Genomic DNA, 21174 nt, shown 5'->3' with positions numbered 1-21174 from the left:
AGTACTGCCAAAAGTCAGTTCCGCTCAGCGTCGACCACCTGGAACGGGACCAGGGACAGCTTCGGAACGGACTCGCCGCGAAGCTGGGCCAGCAGCAGGTCGACCGCCTGCTTGCCCATCTCGCGCTGATCCTGGCGGACGTGCAGGAACGGTGGCCCGGCGATCGGATCGCCCGGCGAATCGAAGCAGGCGATCACCAGCTCGCTCGGGCTCAGCGCGCGATCCAGCATCCTGGCCAGGTTGTACTCGCAAGCGACGAACGCCGTCACCTCGGGGAAGCGGTTCCGGTACGCGCGGATCAGCTCGAGATCGGAGCGCACGCTCTCCGGCGTGAACGATCCCGGCAACGTGCTGCGCAACTCGGTCAGCTGATGCGGCTGGTACTCGCCGGGCGGCCGCCGGGCGAACGCTGCCCGGAATCCCTCCAGCCGGTCCTCGATACTCGACGTGTTCAACGGTGGCGGCGAGACGAACGCGATCTGCCGATGCCCCCGATCGAGCAGCCGCTCGGTCAACGCTCGCGATGCGGCGACGTTGTCGGTATGGACGGCCGACACCGGTATGCCCGACAGATGCCGGTCGACGAGCACCAGCGGGAACCCGTCGAGGACCTGCCGCAACAGGCTCGCGTTGTAGAAGTCGCCATGCACCGGGAAGACGATCAGCCCGTCCACCTCACCGGACGCGACCAGGGAGTCCACCGCTTGCTCCTCGTCCGCCTGACGCCCGCGCGTCCGCCGTACGATCAAATTCGCTTTGGCCTCGGCGCAGCGCTCCTCGATCGACTGCAGCAACTCCAGCCCGTACGCCTCGGACACATCCGGTATGACGAGCGCGATCGACCCCGGAAGGTTGTTGCGCCGGGCCGGACGGAGCGGGCCTTTGAGCGGTGCGGTCACGCCGTCCAGATCGGGCAGGTGCTTGACGACGAACGACCCTTTGCCGCGGATCCGCTCGATCAGACCGGCTTCCCGGAGTACCTCGAGAGCGCGCTTGGAAGTGATCCGGCTGACCTCGAACTGCGCCGCGAGCTCCATCTCGGACGCCACCCGGTCCCCCGGCCCGAGCACCCCACTGCGGATCTCCTCGAGCACATGCATGCTGATCCGCTCGTACAGCAGAACCACAGCGATCGCCTTCCCGCTTAACCGGTTGATATACCAAACCAGCCCGACTCCCGGGAGGCAAGCCGCCTGGTTGACCTATACCAACCTGTTGCTGTCGGTGGGACCGGGCAAGGTGGTGGATGGAGGTGCTGTCGGTGGCACCGGGCAGGGTGGTGGACGGAGGTGAACGGCGTGCAGATTGCAGGTCAGATAGCGGTTGTGACGGGGGCGGCGGTCGGCATTGGCCGGGCTGTTGCTCAGCGGCTGGCGGCTGAGGGTGCGTCGGTTGTGGTGGCGGATATCGACGCAGGCGGCGGGCGCGAGGCGTGCTCGTTGATCGGAGCCGGCGCGCGGTTTGTGCAAGTGGATATGCGCGATGACGAGGCGGTGGTTGAGTTGATGGCTTGCCGGCCGCTGATTCTGGTCAACAACGCGGGTGGTGGGGCGGTACTGCGACCGTGTTTCCCCGAGGCCAGTGTCGAGCGGTGGACCGCTTCGCTGGACCTCAACCTGCGGGCACCGATGCTCGCGACTCAGCTCGCGCTCGGTCCGATGCGGGACGCCGGTGGTGGTGCTGTCGTCAACATGAGTTCCACAGCGGGGCTGGGGTTCGAGCCGCATGTCTCTCCCGAGTACAGCGCCGCCAAGGCCGCGTTGATTCGGTTCACCGCGACGCTTGCGCCGCTGCGGGAGTCGCATGGCGTCCGGGTCAACTGCGTGGTACCCGATTGGGTGGCGACGGAGCGTGGCATCTCGGAGTACGAGGAACTGCCGGAGGCCGAGCGCGGACCTGCCCAGGTCCCGCTGGCGACGCTGACGGATGCGGTCGTCAAGCTCGTCACCGACGAGTCGCTGGCGGGCCGGGCGGTCCATCTGCCACGCGGTGCGGCGCCGTACTTCCTCGACTGACGGCTTCACGACGCCCCCACCGGCTGACAACATGCGGCCATGAACCGTCCTGGGGTGGGGTTCGCGACGCGGCCGGTGGCCGGGATCGCGGTGGCGCTGGCCGTAGTACTGACTGCTCTGTCCGGCCGCTACGGCTTCCATCGCGATGAGCTGTACTTCCTCGTCGCGGGCGACCACCTCGCCTGGGGGTACGTCGACCAGCCGCCGCTCACGCCGCTGCTGGTCCACCTCTCCAGCAGCATCTTCGGCGAGACCCCGATGGGCATCCGGGTGATCTCGACGCTCAGCAGCGCCCTCACCGTCGTGGTGGTCGCCCTGATCGCCCGCGAGTTCAACGCCACCCGCCGAGCCCAGATCCTCGCCGGCCTCTGCACTGCCGTCTCGGGGTTCGTGATGGGCGTCGGCCACCTGGCCTCGACCGCGACCTACGACCTGCTCGCCTGGGTGACCATCGCCCTCCTGGCCATCAAGCTCCTCCGCACCAACAACCCCCGCTGGTGGGTAGCCCTCGGCCTCGCAGCCGGCATCGCCCTGGAGAACAAGTACCTGGTCGTACTTCCCTTGGGCGCACTCCTGATCGCCGTACTGATCACAGGCCCCCGCTCCGTTCTCCGCACCTGGTGGCTCCCCGCCGGTCTGGCCGTAGCCGCCCTGATCGCCGCCCCCAACCTGATCTGGCAAGCAACCCACGACTGGCCCCAACTCACAGTCGCCGGCGGCATCAGCGAAGACGACGGCACCGAGAACCGGATCATGTTCATCCCCCTCCAGATCCTCCAGCTCTCCCCGTTCCTGGTCCCGATCTGGATAGCCGGCTTCCTGAACCTCTGGCGCTCTCCCACCCTGCGCTGGGCCCGCCCGATCGCCCTCGCCTACCCCATTCTCTGCGTCGTAGTACTAGCGCTAGGCGGCAAGCCCTACTACGCCCTCCCGCTGCTCCTGGTACTGATCGCAGCCGGCTGCCAACCCACCATCAACTGGCTGACCACCGCCCGCACATCAGCCCGCCGCACCGTTCTGGCCATCGGCCTGACCCTGACCGCTCTGACCTCAGCCCTCTTCACCCTGCCCGTCCTCCCCGCCTCAGCAGTCAACTTCGTCATCCCCGTCAACGCCGAACAAGGCGAACAGATCGGCTGGCCCGAACTGACCACCGCGGTAGCGAAGGCCTGGCACGAGATCCCCGAAGACCAACGCGCCCGAGCAGTCCTCTTCGCCGGCAACTACGGCGAGGCCGGCGCGCTCGCGAAGTACGGGCCTGCTCTTGGCCTCCCCCACCCCTACTCCGGCCACATGAGCTTCGCCGACTGGTCCCGACCTTCAGACATGCAAGACGGCCCCGTACTTCTGGTCGAGCAGGAACGGAACCCGGCTTACGAACGCAACTTCACCAACTGCGCCCAAGTGGGAGAAGTCGATAACGGAGTAGGCGCGGACAACGAGGAACAAGGCACGGCCGTAGTCCTCTGCGCCGCAACCAACGCCCCCTGGTCCCAACTCTGGCCCTCGCTACGCCGCTACTACTGACGCTCCGAGATCTCCCCCGGAAGCCCCGTCCTGGCCGCCGCCGTCAGCGCATGCATCTTCCGCCAAGCGAACTGCGCATGCTCCAGCAGACCGTACCGATAGTGCGCATGACTGACCCAGACACTGACCGCAGTACCACTCGGCTGCGGCTCAAGATCCACCCCGATGGTCGGCCCCCGCACCTTCAACCGATTCCGCGCCCGAAACTCCAGCCCATCACTGCGAAGCTCCCAAGTCCGCCCCGAAAACACCCGCTGAACCATCTCCACCGCCTCAGCAGTAGTCATCGTGGTCAGTAGATGCGTCTGCTGCCGAACCACAACCTGCAAATAAGCGTTCCACCCCACAAACACCAAAACCCCAAACCCCACCAACACACCAGTCATCCCAGCCCCACATCCCCTCCACGGCCCACCCCAGGTCTCACCACCCACCTGACGGACAACCACCACAGCCCGCAGGAAGCAACCAACAAACCCGGCGCCTCGTCCTGGGAGTCAGATGGCCTGCGGTTACGAGGGCACCCAACAGAGGGGCCGGGGGTGGCGGAGCCCCACCAGCCGGCCAGCCGCCCCACAAACCCGACCCAAAACCAGGGGGGTGTGGGTGGCGAAGCCCCCACAACGCGGCGAGCGAAGCCGCACAAATAACGAGAGCGACCCGGTCCGCCGATGCTGGCGGACATCGGCCGCTCGTCGATCTCGTGGGCGATACTGAGTTCGATCCAGTGATCTCTTCGACCTGAGGGCGGACCTTCCGTACCAACGGCTGCGAAACCGTTCGCTGACGCCTGCACCAGCTCGCGCCAGGGTTTCGGTAGGACCCCGATAATCCCCCGCCTTGCTGCTTTCTCGCTGCCTAAGCGACCTCTTCCATGCCACTCAAACCGTGCGCCCTTGCAACGAGACGTGGCCTGAGAGCACGTCCGCCGCAGTTCATTATCGTCCGCGTCAGTACGGATGATTGTCACTCAGTTCGACACTCGCTCCAGGGCTCCGACAGGCCGCAGACAGTCGAACGGGACTTGTCCGTGCGAAGCAAGCGGAGTTCGGGCCTTATCGGCAAGCTATGTGGGGTCACCCATCGGCAGGGCGAACCCTGTTTCTGCAATCTTCACCCATGTGATCTGCAGCTTTGCTCGCGAATCTCCACTACCAATTTGGCGAAATTGATTATCCAGCGAGACGACTTCCATCCGAGCTACGCTAGACTTGAAGTGATTGAGAGTCGCTTCGCCAACTTTGATCTTCGACCCGTAAGCAACGACGTATGTTCGAGGTTGCTCAAATAAAGCTAGGAATTCATCCTCGGATAGACTTAGTCGACCCCTTCCAAGGAGGTGCCCGTAGTGTTCGCGCAACTCGACACGGGTTCCAATTCTCAGGTCATTCTCGATTATCTGAGCAGAATTGATGACCTGAGACCGAACATCCCTGACCTTCACGTCAAAATTGCGCTTAACGTGGATGATGTAGGTATTCTCACCATCTGAGGCGAGTCCGTCGAAGAGTTCGACATTGTCCGTCAGTACTTTGTCGCCATTAATGAAGGTCCGGCCTACCACCGCTGTCTCATTGTAAAGACCTTCCCCGTCGGCTTCATTCCACTCCTGGAGCCCCAGGGAGACAGAATCTACATCGCGGTCTTTCATAACCGCCAAGAAATCCTTCGTGACCTGCTCAATGTAAGCCGCATCAACCTCGTACCACTTGCCAGACAGCAAGAAGTAAGTTTTACCCTCATGACGCAACTCACCATGCAGATGGCTCAATAGTGGTCCATTCGTGTTGTTCAGCAATCCGTAGTCACTATTTTCCGTGCGGATTGAAACTGAATTGAAGTTCTTAATCAGATCAGATCCGTCGATTTTCATACTGTCTACGATATCTTCCAAGCTCGGCGGATTCTCATCTTCATAGATGATATCCCTACCTTGACTCGCTATATATTCAGTGGCATTACCGTACATCGAGGCATCGACGTGTGAGATCGCCAAATTGACATAGTCATGATCGACAAATAGTCTCTGGGCAAGGACCAACCGGAGCTCCGCGATCAGATCCTTTTTCTTGCGCGGATTGAGGATCTTAATAGCGTCTAGAGCACCCCAACCGTCGTCACTCGGCAACGGGGACACCGCTTTTGCCGCGAGCCATCTGATCAGTTCGAGGATCTTCTCCGGGCTTTCGATTCGTGGACCAAGCTTTACCGAGGCTCCTACATCCAACCGAATCTTGGTTTTCTTGCCAAAGACGGAAAGCAGTTCATCATCACTCAAGACCTCGTCCCGGATTTGCCCACTTAGCGCCGTCCAGACATTGACAAGCGACTCCGTGTAGGTGATTCGGCGAGGATCTCGGAAATGTACGTTACTGGCTAACGCATCGCCCGTGATTTGGCTAGACCGAGCACCCTTCACCTCCGGCTTAGCCACACGGCGACCAACCTCGATTGGAAATGAGATATCTATGAAGCGCTCGAAGACAACTAGGGCCTGACCCGATGTATATGCGTAGAGATCATCATCAATAGTTACGAAACAGACCAGATGCTGCATCGAATTGTAGATATCATCGAGCTCGATTCCCGATCCGTCAAAAAACTTGACCCACGCGCTGAGATTCGGGCGCGCGGCGGCATTTAGATACAGATCGAATTTAGCTCCACCGAGCACTGCCGACCCTTGAGACTTATAGCCTTCGGGGCTATCTTTGATCTTATTGTAGTGAGCAACAATCGCCTCAGGAAGGTCGACTTCCTTGCCCACTTCCCCCAGGATCTCCAATGCCGAGTCCACGTCGATCTTGTAGATCGGCGCAAGGATTCCAGTTTTAGCGGCCACGCTTTCCATCTCCCCCAAAGGCGCATCAACCGAAACCGGTGAACGAGCCATAACCGTCTGGATTCACTCCCCGCAGACGACTATGCATCGATTACGCTCCGTTGCCAAGACCTAAGCCACGTTCACTTACTAGGTTGGCCGCGTCGCAGCAGTTTGGCGATTGAGCACACGAGCAACGTTCGGCGGCCGGTACAGTTCACTTTTCTGCACCTCGCCATCTCGCTCATGGGTCGGCCATCGGCCCCGAGCTTGGTTATGTTGGCCCTGTGGATCTCGGCAATCACCGCGTCAACGCCGTAGCTGATCGCCTTACCGTAGACGACGTCAGCCAGCTCTTGCGCGGTCTCGACCGAGTTGCCACCTTGTGCGGCTTCTGCGACCTCGCGCACTTCCTCATCGAGGATCCGCTGTCGCGCCTCGGCCAGCTCGGCCGTCAACGGCGTAGGACGGCCAGGGTGCGCAAGCTCGAAACGTCATGAAACTCGCGCACCTGACGCCACGGAGACTCGCTCACTAACGGAGTCGTTCCTCTCGCCCGGAACAGTCTCAGCCGTCCTGGCTCCGATTGCCGGCACTTTGGGTGGAACGCGTTGCGGTTGAAGTCGGCGGGTACGTGATGCCGAAGCCCCACCCGAAATCGCGTGCCGGGCGGCGCGTGTTCCGCTGCGGTCAAAGGTCGCCGACCTGTTGGAGCATCACAAGGATCTCTACGGCACCGGCCCGGCCGATTAGCTCTTCACGAACGAGGCGGGGGCGCCGCTACGCCGGACGTTGTTCCGGGCTCGTGTCTGGCGGCCTGCGATTGTCCGAGCTGGGTTGCTGGGTGCCGTCACTCAGGAAGGCAGTAGATTCGGGCGGGATGACGTCGACCGGCGAGTCGCCGCTTGTCTCGACCTTTGTTCGGGCGGCAACGGTGGGATGCGGGAGTCGGCGATGGTCGTCGGCGTGGGTAGGCGCGTCGTCCGGGGACAGATGGGGTGCGGGCGAAGGCAGGGCGGGTCGGGGGTAGTCACCGCGACGGAGGAGCGGCAAAACAGGGTGGGTGGGAGCGGCCAGAGCGGGGAGCGAGGTACGAGCGAGCGGCGGCGGGCGCGTGGGGAATCGTCGTACCAACGGAAAAGCCGGTCGCCTGGAGGCTGACCGGCTTGATCTCGGGTGGGCGATACTGGGTTCGAACCAGTGACCTCTTCGGTGTGAACGAAGCGCGCTACCACTGCGCCAATCGCCCGGATCTGCTTCGTCGTACTGTGTTGCGGGTGAAACCATAGCGCATTGGTCCGCGACGTACGAATCGGGCCGGGCTACTCTTGCTGCAAGACGGAGACCCCGTCGCGTTGGAGACGTGATTGTGACTTTCTCGCACGACACCGAGCACGCGCTCGGCACGCTGGTCCGGCTGGTGAACACGCTGCCCGGGCCGAGTAGCCAGGTCGACACGATGGAAACGCTCGAGGACCTGGAGAAGTTCGTCCACGAGCGCGAGTTCAGCGCGGTGGGCAATCTGACCGAGACCGATCTGCACGACGTCCGGGAGCTGCGGCCGCTGTTCGCGCCGGTGTTCACGACGGCGTCGGACGCGGAAGCGGCGGCGATGATCAACGCGATCGTCGCCAGCGGTACGACGACGCCCCGGCTGACCAACCACGACGGTCACCCGTGGCACATCCACTACTCACGCGACGGCGCCTCGCTCACCTGCCGGATCACGGTCGAGTGCGGGATCGCGCTCGCCCAGGTGATCTCGGCCGGTGAGCGCGAGCGGCTGCGGCGCTGCGAGGCGCCGGACTGCGACGACGCGCTGATCGACCTGTCGCGCAACCGCTCCAAGCGGTACTGCGACGCCCGTACCTGCGGCAACCGGCTGCATGTCGCGGCCTATCGCGAGCGCCGCAAGGTCGCGGGCGAGTAACTGACGCGCAGCGTCCGGAGTACCAGTTGGTACTCCGGACGCTTTCTTTCAAGCCTGTACTACGTACGCGCCTGCCCTTACGGGTCGAGGTCGTCGGCGGAGCGTTCGGCGAAGACCTTCGCGACCGCGGTCGTCACCTCACCCGGTACCGGGAGGTCGCGGTCGTCGGCGCGGTGGATCGCCTGGACGTCGCGCGTGGTCGACGTGAGGAAGATCTCATCGGCCTCGGCCAGCTTCGCCAGCGGCACGTCCCGCTCGACTCCACCGAACCACGCCAGCACCAGATTGCGGGTGACGCCGGACAGCGCGCCCGATTCCAGGGTCGGCGTGACGAGCTCGCCGTCGAAGACGCAGAAGATGTTCGAGCCGGTGCCCTCGCACAGGTCGCCGACGGTGTTCGCGAAGATCGCCTCACTGCCGCCACGCTCCTTGGCGTAGGCGAGCGCCCGGACGTTCTCGGCGTACGACGTGGTCTTCAGTCCGGCGACGGCGCTGCGCTCGTTGCGCACCCAGGGCACCGTGACGAGCGCCGAACTCGGCGCGGGCTTCTCGATCGCCTGGGCCGCGACGATGAGCGTCGGGCCGTCGGTACCGCGATCGGACGACAGCGGCGAGACCCCGCCGGTGTACGTGATCCGCAGCCGGCCGAACGCGATGTCGGGGTCGGCCTTCACGACGGTCGCGATCGCGTCCCGGACCAGCGCCAGGTCGGGCGCCGGCAGGCCGAGCCCGGTCGCGGAGACGACCAGCCGGTCCAGATGCCGGGTGACCGCGAACGGCTGCCCGTCGACGATCTTCACGGTCTCGAAGACGCCGTCACCCGTGGTGAGGCCGTGGTCGAGCGGCGAGACGGCGGCGCCCGCGATGGCAGAGGCGTCCTGAAGAGCGCCGTTCAGCCAGATGTTCATACCTGCTCCTTCCAACCCCGGACACCCTATGCCGCAAGGCTTCCCGGGCCCGCCACGGCGTCCGCGAGTGACGAGGCGATGACACGCGGTTGGCCGGAAGGTGACCCCCGTTTTTGAACTGTCCCGCAGGGTGCGCTAGTGTTCTTCTCGCACCGAGGGGAACGAAAAACCCGGTTGCAACGCGAACGTAGCTCAGTTGGTAGAGCGCAACCTTGCCAAGGTTGAGGTCGCCGGTTCGAACCCGGTCGTTCGCTCGGAGAGGGCCATCCTCTGGTCGAGAAGTCGGCAGGCCAGCTTTCTCACCTGGTGGAGTGGCCGAGAGGCGAGGCAACGGCCTGCAAAGCCGTGTACACGGGTTCGAATCCCGTCTCCACCTCGAAACATTCTTACGCGGTATGCCGTTAACTTGGACGATTGGCGCAGCGGTAGCGCGCTTCCCTGACACGGAAGAGGTCACTGGTTCGATCCCAGTATCGTCCACGATATCGATGGGCGACTCGTGCCTGCCAGGTTCGGCAGGCCGGGTCGCTCTCGTCATTTGTGCGGCTGCGCTTCGCTTGCCGCGTTGTGGGGGCTTCGCCACCCACACCCCCTTGCCTGGGTCGGGTTTGTATGTCAGCTCGCCATTGTGGCTGCTGCCTTGACTTAGATCAGCCAACTGCCTTCGAGCATGAGGTCTCTGTCGGGGATCTCGTTCACTTCTCGCCAGGCCTGGATTCTGGTGGGGGTTACTCGGAAGAACGGGTAGTTGGACTGGCGGGGGTCGAAGCCGGCCTTTTCGGCGAAAGCGGCTGCTTCGGGGGCTGGGAGGTGGTCCAGCAGGTCTGCGGTGCCCCAGATCAGGATCACGTCGCGGGTCTCCCCCAGTGCCAGGTGGACTTGGCCTGTTGCTTGGAGGTTGAGGCTGGTGGGGTTCTTGCGGGCGGTGGACAGGAGGAGGGTGCTGTCCTGCCAGAGGAACGAGAGGGGCATGAGGTACGGCGTACCGTCCGCTGAGGCCGTTGCTACCCAGGCGTCCACGTCGGTTGCTAGGCGGCGGAGGGTGTCGGATTTGCGGGTTTCCGGGGTGCGGGCGGGGGCGTTTGGCATGGGGGTGTCCTCCTGTCGTGGGCTTCATCATGCGTCAGGAATGGGTGCAACCAGTGGGACTGGAGTGGCGAGATTCACGCCTGGGAAGGTGTGTCGGGATTGCCTCGATACCGATTTCCACCCGCACCGAAAGTGCGCTACTGTTCTGCTCTCGCACCGAGCAGGTCGAAGAAGTTCGGACAGCTCAGCGCGATGCGAACGTAGCTCAGTTGGTAGAGCGCAACCTTGCCAAGGTTGAGGTCGCCGGTTCGAACCCGGTCGTTCGCTCGGTACAGGTCAGTAGGCTGAGACTCTGTGGTGGAGTGGCCGAGAGGCGAGGCAACGGCCTGCAAAGCCGTGTACACGGGTTCGAATCCCGTCTCCACCTCGAAACATTCTTACGCAGTATGCCGTTAACTTGGACGATTGGCGCAGCGGTAGCGCGCTTCCCTGACACGGAAGAGGTCACTGGTTCGATCCCAGTATCGTCCACGAGATCGATGGGCGGCCTGTGTTCGCGGAAAGCGCGAACCAGGTCGCTCTCGTTATTTGTGCGGCTGCGCTTCGCTTGCCGCCTTGTGGGGGCTTCGCCACCCACACCCCCTGGCGGGGGCTGGCGGTGGTTGTCAGCCTGGGATTTTTGCGAAGTCCCAGGTGATGGTTCTGCTGGGGTGGAAGCGGATGAATGCCCGGTCACCGATTCCCAGTCCCACCAGGAACTTGTAGGACTCGACCGCCTGGTCGTAGTCACCGATGTAGCGCTGGAACCAATCGCCGTACTGCTCGGCCGTTATGTCGTCGTCGAGTACGCGCGCATTCCCGTTGTAGTGCACGCCGGCGTACGGCTGGTCGGCCTTGTCGATGAGAACCGAGGCGGTGCCGTCATGGCGCGTGTTGCGGACGGCAGCGCTGTTCTTCCAGGTACTGAAGATGATGTCGCCGTCGTCCACGGCGTAGGTCATGGGCGTGATCCTGATGGTGCCGTCCTCGTTCCTGGTCGCCAGCTTCGCCACCCACAGACCCTCCGCCAGGAAGGGCTTCAGCTCCTGATCGGTCAGCGGCGGGAGTTTCATCGCGTTCCTCGTCTCCTCTACCGGCCGTTGATCCGGTTGTGGACCGGTGAGATCTCAAGGTCCGGTGCGGCGCCACCGACCGCCTCGATCAACGGAACCAGGACCTGCGCGAACCGCTCGAGATCCTCGGCGGACTCCCAGACGTCTACGACGAAGTAGCTGCCGTTGTCCTTGAGTGCGGCTGTGTGCGACAGCCGCCCCCGCGGGTTCCCGTATCCCGCCTCGTCGAGCTGCTTGATGACCTGGTCGTACTGCTCGACGGTGTCCGTACCTGCGTCCGAAACCATCACGATAGCCATGACCGAACTCCCCTTTCCCGGGTCCTGCGGCATTTCTCGGATGCTGCGACAGTAGGAAGCCCGCGGTGCGAAAACGTCCGCCGAACTACTCAGTCGGGCTACTCATCTCCTGGTCAGCCACCCACGACACGATCTGGCTGCGGTTCGACAGACCAAGCTTGGTGAGGACGTGCTGGACATGGTTCTGCGCGGTTCGCTCGGACAGGTACAGCTCCTCGGCGATCTCCCGATTCGTCTTTCCGGCAGCGACGAGTTCTGCCACCTGCCATTCGCGGCGGGTCAGCGGACCAGCCGCCGAGAGCTCTTCGACGAGTGCCTCCACTTTGGCCGCGATCACGCCCATGCCGAGGGCCGAGGTGTTGCGCCGGCTGGTCGCCAACAGATGCCGGGCCCGCACGATGTCGCCGGGCCGACGTCGCCGTGCCAGCACGGACGCCAGCTCGTACTGCGCTTCGGCCAGATACCCCACCGCTCCACTGGCGGCACAGCTGGCTGTCGCCGCCTCGAGATCCACAACGGCTTCGTCGAACCGGCCCAGGTGGCCCAGACCGCGACCGGTCCAGAGTTCGACGGGGCCGAAGTAGGCCACCTGCCCAGCCCCGCTGCACACGTGGTGACCGCGGTACATCGCCGAGCCTGGTGACGAGCGTGGCCACATCCTTGTCCGCGCCCAGCTCGACCGCGACGTTGGCGCCGAACGCCAGGGCGGGAAGCATGGCGTGAGGTGACGGTTGCCATTCGGCCGGCGGGCCGAGCGAGCGATACACCGCGGCGGCCTCGTCGAGACGTCCTGCCGACGCGAGCAGCTGCGCGTTGGCGACTGCGATGATGATCCCGGCCGTGGGGAGCGGTCGCTCGAACACGGTGACGCGGGCGTAGCCGCTGGCCTCCACCGCCCCGGTTGCTTCGGGTCCGATCTGAAGACACATCTGGTTCAGCAGCCCGGCGCGCTCGTGGAAGCCGATGTCGTCACCGGTTGCCGCCAGCTGCGAGAAGGCCTGATCGGCCAGCACCATGGCATCGGCGAAGCGAGCTTCCGCCTGGGCCAGCACGGCCTGGCACTTGAGCAGCTCGTACCGCGCGTGCGGCCCACGGACCTGCTCGACGCACGACGACAGCGCTTCGATCTCGCGAGCGACGCGGAGCAGCTCGCCGCGTTCGAACGCGGCGTCGACCTGCCACAGATGTGCCCACATCCGGGTGTGCGAGTCGGCGGCCTCGCGGCCGAGCTCAAGCATGCGGTCAGCGAGCACAGCGCGCTCCTCCAGGCCTTCAGGTCCCGAGCGGGCCAGACGCCTCGCTCGCAGCGCCGCCTCCAGTGCCACCCGGTCGCCTGCCTCTTCAGCCAGCGTGAGGGCCTCTTCACTCGCACGCCCCGCGACCTTGTACTCCTCGTAGTCGTGGGACGTGCTCCACGCGGCGTAGATCGATGCTTCTGCCAGCCGCGCCAGGAGCCGGGCCCGCAGGGCCTTGTCGGCGAGGTCGACCACGGCCAGAGCTTGCTCGCACAACCGTCGCGTCGTCGCCTCCAACCGCGTTGGTGCGTTGGCCTCGCGGACCAAAGCGGCCTCGGCGAGGAGGCTCGGCCGGGCCAGAGCGCCCGCAGCCGACGCCGCTCGTACGCTCGCGTCGACGCTTCCCGCGATGTCGGTCGAGGCATTCAGTGCGCTTGACAGGCCGAGATACAACCGGCAACGCAGCTCCTCGTCCAACTCATCGGCCCCGAGGTTGAGCGCAAGACGGTACAGCCGAGCGCCCTCCTCGTAGGCCAGCGCCTTCATGGACGCGTCGGCGGCAAGCGTGATCCAGTGCACTGCGCGACCGAGGTCGGCGTCAACCGCCGCGACCGCCCAGTGACGAGCCAGGTCCGACAGGTGTCGCTCGATCCTTCCGGCGTAGACCGACTCGACCGTCTCAGCGGCTGCGCGGTGCAGCTGCACACGCTCAGCCGTCGACAGGCCCGCTTCGACTGCGTCCCGCACCAGCGCGTGGGTGAACCTGTGACTGGCGGGGATCGTTCCCGCCTCGACCAAACCTGCGGCCGTGGCCTCGTCGAGGGACGAGAGGCAGCTCATCGCAGTGGCGCCGACCATTGGCGCGACGACCGTGGCCGAGAATTCGCGACCCACGATCGATGCGGCGTGGATCACGGTCACGGCATCCGGCGACAGCCGGCTCAAGCGGCTGCGGATGGCTTCGCGCACGTTGGCGGAGACCGGGGCGAGACCTCCGGCCACCTTGCCTGCCGGCAGCACGCGCCCCACCTCGCCCACGAAGAACGGGTTGCCGCCGGTGAGAACCTGCACCTGCCGCGCGTCGCCGGGAGCGACATCGTGTCCGAGCACCGACGCGAGCTGCAGCGCCACGGCCTGCTCCGTCAAGCCGGTGAGGTCGATCTGCCGGGTGATCGGTTCCCGGACCAGGTCGGCGAAGTACGCGGCGTGCTCGTGCTCGGTGTCGCGGTGGTTCACCATGATGAGCAGCCGTTCGTCGCGGACCGTTCGCGCCAGGTGCCGCAGCAACAGGACCGAGGGACGGTCGGCCCAGTGGGCATCGTCGAGAACCAGGACGAGTGGGCTGCCGGCGGTGATCTCGTGGAAGAGCCGCCCGACGGCTTCGAACTGGCGAAAGCGGTCTTCGGCCGGCGCGAGAGGGTCCGGTGCCGACGCCGGACCGCCGAACAACTCGGGGGCCAGGCGCGCGAGGTCCGTGTCGACTTCCGCGATGCCGGCGAGCTCGACCGCGCCGCGGACGAGCTGACGCCACGGCCAGTACGGCGGCGCCCCCTCGGACTCGACTGCGACACCCCACAGGGTGGGCACGCCACGGTCGCCGGCCAGACCTGCCAGCTCCTCGGCAAGCCTCGTCTTCCCGATGCCCGGCTCGCCGCGGCACAGCACGATCCTCGGACGCCCCCGCTGCGCGTCATCCAGGTAGCCGGCGAGCGCAACCAGCTCCCGGTCTCGTCCGACCAGGACACCCCGCATTCCCCCACCATACGACCGGTCTTACCCGGGGATTCGCCGGTCAGGTCCCCTTGACCGTGGCTGAGTTGTCACATGCGGAGGTGGGAGCCGCCGTTGAAGTCGAGAATCGTGCCGGTGGCGAACTCGGCGAGGGGGGATGCGAGGTAGAGGATTGCTGCTGCTACCTCGGAAGGGTCGGCGACTCTTTCCAGGGGGCTTTCCAAGCGCCGGCGGTCGTATCCGTCGCCTGAAAGGGCTTCGGCGGCCATGGCTGTGGTGGTCCAGCCGGGGGCTATGGCGGTTACTGCTATGCCTTCTGGGCCTAGAGAACGGGCCAGGGATTGGGTGAAGGAGACTATGGCGGCTTTGCTGGCGCCGTAGGCCGGCTGGTTGGGTTCGCCTCGGAAAGCGCCTCTTGAGGAGACGTTGATGATTCGGGCGCCTCGGGTCATGTGTCGGGCTGCGCACCAGGTGACGTTGGCCGTGCCGGTGAGGTTGACGTTGAGGGTGTTGGACCAGGCGGTCTGCCATGCCTCGTACGTTGTCTCGCGGAGCGGGTGGGGTTCGTAGATGGCGGCGTTGTTGACCAGGACGTCGATGCTGCCCAGGGCCGCGGCGGCGGTGTCGACCATTTGCAGGATTGCGGTCGGGTCGGCCAGGTCGGCTTGGGCCAGGACGTGGCCGTCTCCCGGCAACGCCTTCAGGACAGCTTCGGCGGAGTCGCGGGAGGAGCCGTAGTGGACTGCTACCCGGTCTCCTTCGGCGGCGAAGGCGTGGGCGGTGGCGGCGCCGATGCCGCGGGAGGCGCCGGTTACCAAGACAGAGCGATCCATGCGGTCGAGTCTTGCATCAGGGGCGCGGCTTGATGTCTCGGCGGTAGTCCTTGGTCTGGCGGACCCAGGCCTTGCGGGCTTCGGCTTGCAGGCGGCTGTCGGCTCGGCGGGCCATGTAGGCGGCCTCGCGTTGCAGCTTCACCCAGCTCTCGTAGCGGCGGACGGAGAGCGCTCCCTCGTCCAGGGCTTCCCGTACTGCGCAGCCTGGTTCTGTCAGGTGAACACAGTCCTTGAAGTGGCATTGCTCGGCCAGAGCTGTTACGTCTGGGAAGGCGGCTGCCAGGCCCTCGCCTGCCTCTTGCAGGCCGATCCCCCGCAGGCCAGGGGTGTCGATGACTACTCCACCGGCGGGCAACAGGATCAGCTCGCGGCGTACGGACGTGTGCCGGCCCTTGCCGTCCTCGCGGATCGCCTGCACGTCCAGGAGTTCCACACCCGCCAGTGCGTTCACCAGGGACGATTTGCCCGCGCCACTCGTGCCCAGCAGGGCCATTGTGGCGTTGCCGTCGAGGAGAGCTCTGACGGCGTCTAGGCCCTCGCCTGTTGTCGCACTGCAGACCAGTACGTCCGCACCGGGCGCAGCAGTCGCTACATCCTCGGCGACGGTGTCGGCGTCGCCTACCAGGTCGGCTTTGGTCAGTACTACGACCGGGCGCGCGCCGCTCTCCCAGGCGAGGGCGAGGAAGCGCTCTATCCGGCCGATGTTGGGCTCTGGGTGCAACCCGACCACGATGGCCACCACATCGACGTTGGCCGCGAGGACCTGGCCGCGTGAGCTGCCGCCGACCTCGGCCCGCACGATCGCGGTACGGCGGGGTGCAACCGCCTCGACGGTGATGCGGTCGTCGGGCCACTGGCGCAGGGCGACCCAGTCGCCGGTACACGGAGTTGCCTGCGGGTCGGTGGCGATGGCCGCGAGCACTGCGCCGGACCAGCTGGCGCGGACGGGGCCGTCTTCGGTGAGGACGGTCGAGAGGCCTTTGTCGACGCGGACCACGCGGCCTGGTACGAGCTCCTCCGAGTGTGTTGCGAGGTAGCCGGCCGTTTCGGGGTCAAGCCCGAGGGCCAGAAGTTTTGCTGACATCGTGCGACGAACCTTTCGGGAGGCCCGGCCGCGAGTTCAGCTCAGCGGACGGACGAAGCGGGAGACAACGGCCCGATGGGCCTGGTACGAGCTCATGACACCGTCAGCTCCCTTCCATGTCCTGGCGCTCCGCACACACGGACCGCTGCTGTCACGTCCCGATCAGCCTAGGTCGTCGGGTTCCTTGGGCGCACCGGGTTTTCCGACCGCCGCCGGCTCCCGCTCAGGTTCAGGCTCGACCACGGGCGCCCCCACAGGCTCGACCACGGGCTCCACAACAGGTTCGTCCACGGGGTCAGCGACTGCTTCGCGCACGGGTTCAGGTTCAGCAACCGGCTCGGTCACTTCTGCAGGTGACGCCGGTACGCGGGGTTCGCCCAGGGCTTCGATGGCCTTGGCCATCTTCACTTCGGGGCGTTCGTCGTCGGGGGCGATCGCCTCTTCGTGGTGGACCTTCGAGTCCGTCTTCATCACCGGCTCGGAGTGTTCGAGCGGGTGTTTGCGGGACTTGTGCGGCCACATGCGGTCGACTACCGCGTTCAGGGCAGCGCCGATCAGTACGGCGATGGCTGTCATGTAGAGCCACATCAGGACGGCGATCGGCGCCGCCAGAGGTCCGTAGATGGACGTGCCGCCGACGGTGGTTTGCAGGATCCAGCGGAGGACGAAGCTGCCGAGGATCCAGATCGAGAGGGCGAGGAACGACCCGGGAAGATCGGAGATCCACGGCGTCCGGACCGGCACCGACAGGTGGTACAGGGTGTTGAGGAAGCCTGCGGACAGGATCGTCACGACGGGCCAGTACAGCTGGTTCAGGAAGTCGAGGCGCTGGGGCAGCAGCTCGTCGACGGCGCCAGGGCCGGCCAGTACCAGCGGGAGGACGATCACGCCGATCACCAGCGCGCCGCAGTACAGGCTGAAGGACAGCGCCCGGGTGCGGATGATGCCGCGCCGGCCGCCCATCCCGTACATGATCGTGATGGTGTCGACGAAGACGTTCAGCGCCCGGCTGCCGGACCACAGCGCCAGCACGAAACCGACCGAGATCACGTCCGGCCGGCCGCCGTCGTCGAGCACCTTCTCCAGGGTCGGCACGATCACGTTGTTCACCGCGTCCGCGGTCAGCGCCCGGCCGGCCAGCTCGGCGATCTGCAGCTTGATGTCGTCGATCGTCTCGACCTGGAAGTACTTGCCGGCGATGAAACCGATGCTGCCGGCCAGCCCGAAGATCAGCGGCGGCAGCGACAGGATCGCGAAGAACGCCGCCTCCGCGGCCAGACCCGTGACCCGGTAGCGCAGACAGGTGCCGACCGTCTGGGTCAGCAACCGCCATGTGGTCCCGGGGAGTCGTCGGGCCCATGCAAGTGAGACGGAGGTCTCGGACCCAGAGCGTGCCATACCGCTTACCGTACTGACATGGCGGACCCAAACGCTGTAACGAATCAGGCTCCCCCACTGCATGGGGTGAACTTCTTCACGCGGGACACCGCTCTCGGTGACTCTCTGCGTCCGTACGCTGACCTGTTCGACGATCCCGGTCTGTCCGCGATCGGTGAACTGGCCGGCTCAGAGGAAGCGCTCTCCCACGCTCTCCCGGCCAACCAGAACTCCCCCGTGCTGAAGACACACGACCGCTACGGCCACCGCATCGACGAGGTCGAGTTCCACCCGTCCTGGCACTGGCTGATGAACAAGGCGGTCGGCTTCGGACTCCAGGCAGCGCCCTGGACCAGCGATCGCCCGTCGCCACATCTCACCCGCGCGGCCGGCTTCTACGTCTGGTCGCAGGTCGAGCCGGGCCACGGCTGCCCGATCTCGATGACGTACGCCGCCGTACCGGCCCTCCGCGCAGACAAGACGCTGGCCGACCAATGGGTCCCCCACCTGGCGGCCACCGAATACGACCCCCGCCGGCTCCCACCCGCCGAGAAGGCCGGCGCGCTGGCCGGGATGGGGATGACCGAGAAGCAAGGTGGATCCGACGTCCGGGCCAACCTCACGACCGCCACCCCGACCGGTACCGAGGGTGAGTACATCCTCAACGGGCACAAGTGGTTCTGCTCCGCACCGCAGGTCGACGTGTTCCTCGTGCTGGCCCAGGCGCCGGACGGCCTGACCTGTTTCGTCGTGCCCCGGGTCCTTGCCGACGGCAACCGGAACGCGTTTGCCCTGCAGCGTCTGAAGGACAAACTCGGCAACCGGTCGAACGCCTCCAGCGAGGTCGAGTTCCACTCCACCGTCGGCTACCGGCTCGGCGACGAGGGCGCCGGTGTCCGGACGATCATCGAGATGGTCGCGGCGACCCGGCTCGACTGCGTGCTCGGCTCGGCCGCGTTGATGCGCCGGGCGCTGGTCGAGGCGACCTGGCACGCCGCGCATCGGAGCGCGTTCGGCGACCTGTTGAAGAACAAGCCCGCGATGCAGAACGTGCTCGCCGACCTCGCGATCGAGAGCGAGGCAGCAACCGCTCTCTCGATGCGGCTGGCGGCCGCGGTGGACGCGTCACTGGCCGGTGACGACCAGGCGGCCGCGTTCCGCCGGATCGCCTTGCCGCTGGCCAAGTTCTGGGTCTGCAAGCGGACGTCGTTCACCGTCGCGGAGGCACTGGAGTGTCTCGGCGGCAACGGTTATGTCGAAGAGAGCGGTCTCCCGCTGCTGTTCCGCGAGTCGCCGCTCAACTCGATCTGGGAAGGCTCGGGAACGGTCAACGCTCTCGACGTACTGCGCGCCCTGCGCAGGCCCGAGTCGCTCGAGGCGTGGCTGCTCGAGGTCGGAGCAGCCCGAGGCGCCGACCAGCGGCTGGACGCGGCGGTGACCGACGTACTGGAGTCGCTGGCGGACCTGGCCGGTGCGGAGGCGGGCGCGCGACGGCTGGCCGCCCGGATGGCCGTTTGCCTGCAGGCATCCCTTCTGGTGCGGCACTCGACGCCCGAGGTGGCCGACGCCTTCGTCGGGTCGCGGCTGGCCGGCGACTGGGGTGGCGTCTTCGGCACCCTGCCGCGCACCACGGCGTACCGTCCGATCATCGACCGCATCCTCTAGCAGCAGCCGTCACACGCTAGGGTTACGGCGTCGCGACTGGCGCTGAGGTGGGATCGACCACCGGGGAGCGAAAAGACCGTCGGCACCGTGCGCCTGGGTGCCGCGACCTTGTCACAGGGAACCCCTGTGCGACCTCAGGAGAGAGACGAAGATGACTCAACCCTTCGACGCCGCGACGGCGTCGGCCGCGTACCGCAACGCGCTCGAGGTGATCGGCGCGGTGGAGCCCACCATCGCCGGCGCGATCAAGGCCGAGCTGGCCGACCAGCGGTCCTCGCTGAAGCTGATCGCCAGCGAGAACTACGCCTCCCCCGCGACCCTGCTGACGATGGGCAACTGGCTCTCGGACAAGTACGCCGAGGGCACCGTCGGGCACCGCTTCTACGCCGGCTGCCAGAACGTCGACACCGTCGAGCAGGCCGCCGCCGACCACGCCAAGGCGCTCTTCGACGCGCCGCACGCCTACGTCCAGCCGCACTCGGGCATCGACGCGAACCTGGTCGCCTTCTGGGCCATCCTCGCCAACCGGATCGAGTCCCCGGCCCTTGCCGAGGCGAGCGCCAAGCACGTGAACGACCTGTCCGACGAGGACTGGGCCAAGCTGCGCAAGGCGCTCGGCGACCAGAAGATGCTCGGCATGTCGCTCGACGCCGGCGGTCACCTGACGCACGGTTTCCGGCCGAACATCTCCGGCAAGATGTTCCACCAGAGCTCGTACGGCACCGACCCGGAGACGGGCCTGCTGGACTACGACAAGGTCGCCGCGACCGCCCGTGAGTTCAAGCCGCTGATCCTGATCGCCGGCTACTCGGCGTACCCGCGCAAGGTGAACTTCGCCAAGATGCGCGAGATCGCGGACGAGGTCGGCGCCACCTTCATGGTCGACATGGCGCACTTCGCCGGGTTCGTCGCCGGCAAGGTCTTCACCGGCGATTACGACCCGGTGCCGCACGCGCACGTCACCACGACCACGACGCACAAGTCGCTCCGCGGCCCGCGTGGCGGCATGGTGCTGTGCCAGCCGGAGTACGCCGACGCCGTCGACCGCGGCTGCCCGATGGTGCTCGGCGGCCCGCTCAGCCAGGTGATGGCTGCCAAGGCCGTCGCGCTGGCCGAGGCCCGCCGTCCCGAGTTCAAGACCTATGCGCAGAACGTCGCCGACAACGCGGTGACCCTGGCCGAGGGCCTGATGAAGCGTGGCGTGAAGCTGGTCACCGACGGCACCGAGAACCACCTCGTACTGCTGGACGTCTCGTCGTACGGGATCACCGGCCGCCAGGCCGAGTCGGCGCTGCTCGACGCGGGCATCGTGACGAACCGCAACGCGATTCCCCGCGACCCGAACGGCGCCTGGTACACGTCGGGCGTCCGGATCGGCACCCCGGCACTGACCACCCGCGGTTTCGGCGCCGACGAGTTCGACAAGGTCGCCGAGCTGATGGTCGACGTCCTGTCCAGCGTCACGCCGACCACCACCTCGGCCGGTGCTGCCTCCAAGGCGAAGTACGTCCTCGCCGACGGCGTGGCCGACAAGGTCCGGGCGGCGTCTGCCGAGCTGCTCGACAAGCACCCTCTGTACCCGGGTCTCGATCTCAACTGAGCACGGCG

Annotated in this window: 16 protein-coding genes, 7 tRNA genes, 2 pseudogenes and 1 riboswitch; of the genes and pseudogenes, 11 read left to right on the top strand and 14 right to left on the bottom strand. The window is 65.8% G+C overall.

What is annotated here, in order from left to right:
• Positions 1-14: 14 nt before the first annotated feature.
• Positions 15-1127, bottom strand: coding sequence for a substrate-binding domain-containing protein (locus ACIA12_RS05865; RefSeq protein WP_396365648.1), 1113 nt, complete (start codon positions 1125-1127; stop codon positions 15-17).
• 171 nt (positions 1128-1298) lie between these two features.
• On the opposite strand from ACIA12_RS05865, the gene ACIA12_RS05860 reads away from it, so the two are divergent.
• A complete protein-coding gene (locus tag ACIA12_RS05860) occupies positions 1299-2015 on the top strand; it encodes an SDR family NAD(P)-dependent oxidoreductase (RefSeq protein ID WP_396365647.1) in 717 nt (238 codons plus the stop codon).
• Positions 2016-2054: 39 nt separating this feature from the next.
• The gene (locus tag ACIA12_RS05855; RefSeq protein ID WP_396365646.1) at positions 2055-3542 is read left to right on the top strand and encodes an ArnT family glycosyltransferase; all 1488 of its coding nucleotides are present in this window, start codon (positions 2055-2057) and stop codon (positions 3540-3542) included.
• Here ACIA12_RS05855 and ACIA12_RS05850 read toward each other — a convergent pair.
• The 4 genes and pseudogenes from ACIA12_RS05850 to ACIA12_RS05835 all read right to left on the bottom strand — a co-directional run bounded on the left by ACIA12_RS05850 (position 3536) and on the right by ACIA12_RS05835 (position 7612).
• Positions 3536-3829, bottom strand: a complete 294-nt coding sequence (locus ACIA12_RS05850; protein WP_396365645.1) for a hypothetical protein — start codon at positions 3827-3829, stop codon at positions 3536-3538. The two genes, ACIA12_RS05855 and ACIA12_RS05850, sit on opposite strands and share 7 nt — an antisense overlap.
• Before the next feature lie 779 nt (positions 3830-4608).
• Positions 4609-6435 carry a DUF6119 family protein gene (locus ACIA12_RS05845; RefSeq protein ID WP_396365644.1) on the bottom strand — a complete coding sequence of 609 codons (1827 nt, stop codon included), beginning with the start codon at positions 6433-6435 and terminating at the stop codon, positions 4609-4611.
• Between the two features lie 71 nt (positions 6436-6506).
• Positions 6507-6833: pseudogene (locus ACIA12_RS05840) on the bottom strand (hypothetical protein); the annotation flags it as partial.
• Positions 6834-7540: 707 nt separating this feature from the next.
• Positions 7541-7612, bottom strand: a tRNA-Val gene (locus ACIA12_RS05835).
• A gap of 114 nt (positions 7613-7726) precedes the next feature.
• Here ACIA12_RS05835 and ACIA12_RS05830 point away from each other — a divergent pair.
• Positions 7727-8293 (top strand): CGNR zinc finger domain-containing protein, encoded by a 567-nt coding sequence (locus tag ACIA12_RS05830; RefSeq protein ID WP_396365643.1) that lies wholly within the window; start codon positions 7727-7729, stop codon positions 8291-8293.
• 77 nt (positions 8294-8370) lie between these two features.
• Here ACIA12_RS05830 and ACIA12_RS05825 read toward each other — a convergent pair whose 3' ends face one another.
• The gene (locus ACIA12_RS05825) at positions 8371-9201 is read right to left on the bottom strand and encodes an aminotransferase class IV (RefSeq protein ID WP_396365642.1); all 831 of its coding nucleotides are present in this window, start codon (positions 9199-9201) and stop codon (positions 8371-8373) included.
• 181 nt (positions 9202-9382) lie between these two features.
• Between ACIA12_RS05825 and ACIA12_RS05820 the strand changes: the two genes are divergently transcribed.
• The 3 genes from ACIA12_RS05820 to ACIA12_RS05810 all read left to right on the top strand — a co-directional run bounded on the left by ACIA12_RS05820 (position 9383) and on the right by ACIA12_RS05810 (position 9681).
• Positions 9383-9455 (top strand) — tRNA-Gly (locus tag ACIA12_RS05820).
• A 51-nt stretch (positions 9456-9506) separates the two neighbouring features.
• Positions 9507-9577: transfer RNA gene (locus tag ACIA12_RS05815), tRNA-Cys, on the top strand.
• Between the two features lie 32 nt (positions 9578-9609).
• Positions 9610-9681, top strand: a tRNA-Val gene (locus ACIA12_RS05810).
• Positions 9682-9846: 165 nt separating this feature from the next.
• On the opposite strand, the gene ACIA12_RS05805 is transcribed toward ACIA12_RS05810, so the two are convergent.
• Positions 9847-10290 (bottom strand): pyridoxamine 5'-phosphate oxidase family protein, encoded by a 444-nt coding sequence (locus ACIA12_RS05805; RefSeq protein WP_396365641.1) that lies wholly within the window; start codon positions 10288-10290, stop codon positions 9847-9849.
• Positions 10291-10484: 194 nt separating this feature from the next.
• Between ACIA12_RS05805 and ACIA12_RS05800 the strand changes: the two genes are divergently transcribed.
• From ACIA12_RS05800 to ACIA12_RS05790, 3 genes are all read left to right on the top strand, one after another.
• A tRNA-Gly gene (locus ACIA12_RS05800) sits at positions 10485-10557 on the top strand.
• Positions 10558-10586: 29 nt separating this feature from the next.
• Positions 10587-10657 (top strand) — tRNA-Cys (locus ACIA12_RS05795).
• 32 nt (positions 10658-10689) lie between these two features.
• A tRNA-Val gene (locus tag ACIA12_RS05790) sits at positions 10690-10761 on the top strand.
• Positions 10762-10895: 134 nt separating this feature from the next.
• Here the strand turns inward: ACIA12_RS05790 and ACIA12_RS05785 are convergent.
• The 7 genes and pseudogenes from ACIA12_RS05785 to ACIA12_RS05755 all read right to left on the bottom strand — a co-directional run bounded on the left by ACIA12_RS05785 (position 10896) and on the right by ACIA12_RS05755 (position 17922).
• Complete coding sequence (locus ACIA12_RS05785) at positions 10896-11342, bottom strand: pyridoxamine 5'-phosphate oxidase family protein (RefSeq protein WP_396365640.1); 447 nt, start codon at positions 11340-11342, stop codon at positions 10896-10898.
• A 17-nt stretch (positions 11343-11359) separates the two neighbouring features.
• Positions 11360-11641 carry a hypothetical protein gene (locus ACIA12_RS05780; RefSeq protein ID WP_396365639.1) on the bottom strand — a complete coding sequence of 94 codons (282 nt, stop codon included), beginning with the start codon at positions 11639-11641 and terminating at the stop codon, positions 11360-11362.
• An 85-nt stretch (positions 11642-11726) separates the two neighbouring features.
• Entirely contained in the window at positions 11727-11984 is a 258-nt protein-coding gene (locus ACIA12_RS05775) for a response regulator transcription factor (protein WP_396365638.1), read from the bottom strand.
• A 2143-nt stretch (positions 11985-14127) separates the two neighbouring features.
• Positions 14128-14628: pseudogene (locus ACIA12_RS05770) on the bottom strand (ATP-binding protein); the annotation flags it as partial.
• A 68-nt stretch (positions 14629-14696) separates the two neighbouring features.
• The gene (locus tag ACIA12_RS05765; protein ID WP_396365637.1) at positions 14697-15440 is read right to left on the bottom strand and encodes an SDR family NAD(P)-dependent oxidoreductase; all 744 of its coding nucleotides are present in this window, start codon (positions 15438-15440) and stop codon (positions 14697-14699) included.
• 16 nt (positions 15441-15456) lie between these two features.
• Positions 15457-16524, bottom strand: coding sequence for a ribosome small subunit-dependent GTPase A (gene rsgA, locus ACIA12_RS05760; protein WP_396365636.1), 1068 nt, complete (start codon positions 16522-16524; stop codon positions 15457-15459).
• A gap of 162 nt (positions 16525-16686) precedes the next feature.
• Positions 16687-17922, bottom strand: coding sequence for a YhjD/YihY/BrkB family envelope integrity protein (locus ACIA12_RS05755; protein ID WP_396365635.1), 1236 nt, complete (start codon positions 17920-17922; stop codon positions 16687-16689).
• 18 nt (positions 17923-17940) lie between these two features.
• Here ACIA12_RS05755 and ACIA12_RS05750 point away from each other — a divergent pair, with 18 nt between their 5' ends.
• Entirely contained in the window at positions 17941-19566 is a 1626-nt protein-coding gene (locus tag ACIA12_RS05750) for an acyl-CoA dehydrogenase family protein (RefSeq protein ID WP_396365634.1), read from the top strand.
• Positions 19567-19588: 22 nt separating this feature from the next.
• Positions 19589-19672, top strand: a riboswitch (ZMP/ZTP riboswitch).
• Positions 19673-19717: 45 nt separating this feature from the next.
• Complete coding sequence (locus ACIA12_RS05745) at positions 19718-21166, top strand: glycine hydroxymethyltransferase (RefSeq protein ID WP_396365633.1); 1449 nt, start codon at positions 19718-19720, stop codon at positions 21164-21166.
• The last annotated feature ends 8 nt before the right edge of the window (positions 21167-21174 follow it).

Source organism: Kribbella sp. NPDC051620, from assembly GCF_044453825.1.
Classification (GTDB): Bacteria; Actinomycetota; Actinomycetes; order Propionibacteriales; family Kribbellaceae; genus Kribbella.
Note: the sequence above shows the minus strand (reverse complement) of the source record. Positions and strands in the feature narration are given on the sequence as shown.

Excerpts from the sequence above, each read along its gene's own strand:
- ACIA12_RS05855 (WP_396365646.1), top strand. The coding sequence starts at position 2,055 with ATGAACCGTCCTGGGGTGGGGTTCGCGACGCGGCCGGTGGCCGGGATC.
- ACIA12_RS05850 (WP_396365645.1), bottom strand. The coding sequence starts at position 3,829 with ATGACTACTGCTGAGGCGGTGGAGATGGTTCAGCGGGTGTTTTCGGGG.
- ACIA12_RS05845 (WP_396365644.1), bottom strand. The coding sequence starts at position 6,435 with ATGGCTCGTTCACCGGTTTCGGTTGATGCGCCTTTGGGGGAGATGGAA.
- ACIA12_RS05825 (WP_396365642.1), bottom strand. The coding sequence starts at position 9,201 with ATGAACATCTGGCTGAACGGCGCTCTTCAGGACGCCTCTGCCATCGCG.
- ACIA12_RS05805 (WP_396365641.1), bottom strand. The coding sequence starts at position 10,290 with ATGCCAAACGCCCCCGCCCGCACCCCGGAAACCCGCAAATCCGACACC.
- ACIA12_RS05785 (WP_396365640.1), bottom strand. The coding sequence starts at position 11,342 with ATGAAACTCCCGCCGCTGACCGATCAGGAGCTGAAGCCCTTCCTGGCG.
- ACIA12_RS05780 (WP_396365639.1), bottom strand. The coding sequence starts at position 11,641 with ATGGCTATCGTGATGGTTTCGGACGCAGGTACGGACACCGTCGAGCAG.
- ACIA12_RS05775 (WP_396365638.1), bottom strand. The coding sequence starts at position 11,984 with ATGGGCGTGATCGCGGCCAAAGTGGAGGCACTCGTCGAAGAGCTCTCG.
- ACIA12_RS05765 (WP_396365637.1), bottom strand. The coding sequence starts at position 15,440 with ATGGATCGCTCTGTCTTGGTAACCGGCGCCTCCCGCGGCATCGGCGCC.
- rsgA (WP_396365636.1), bottom strand. The coding sequence starts at position 16,524 with ATGTCAGCAAAACTTCTGGCCCTCGGGCTTGACCCCGAAACGGCCGGC.
- ACIA12_RS05755 (WP_396365635.1), bottom strand. The coding sequence starts at position 17,922 with ATGGCACGCTCTGGGTCCGAGACCTCCGTCTCACTTGCATGGGCCCGA.
- ACIA12_RS05750 (WP_396365634.1), top strand. The coding sequence starts at position 17,941 with ATGGCGGACCCAAACGCTGTAACGAATCAGGCTCCCCCACTGCATGGG.
- ACIA12_RS05745 (WP_396365633.1), top strand. The coding sequence starts at position 19,718 with ATGACTCAACCCTTCGACGCCGCGACGGCGTCGGCCGCGTACCGCAAC.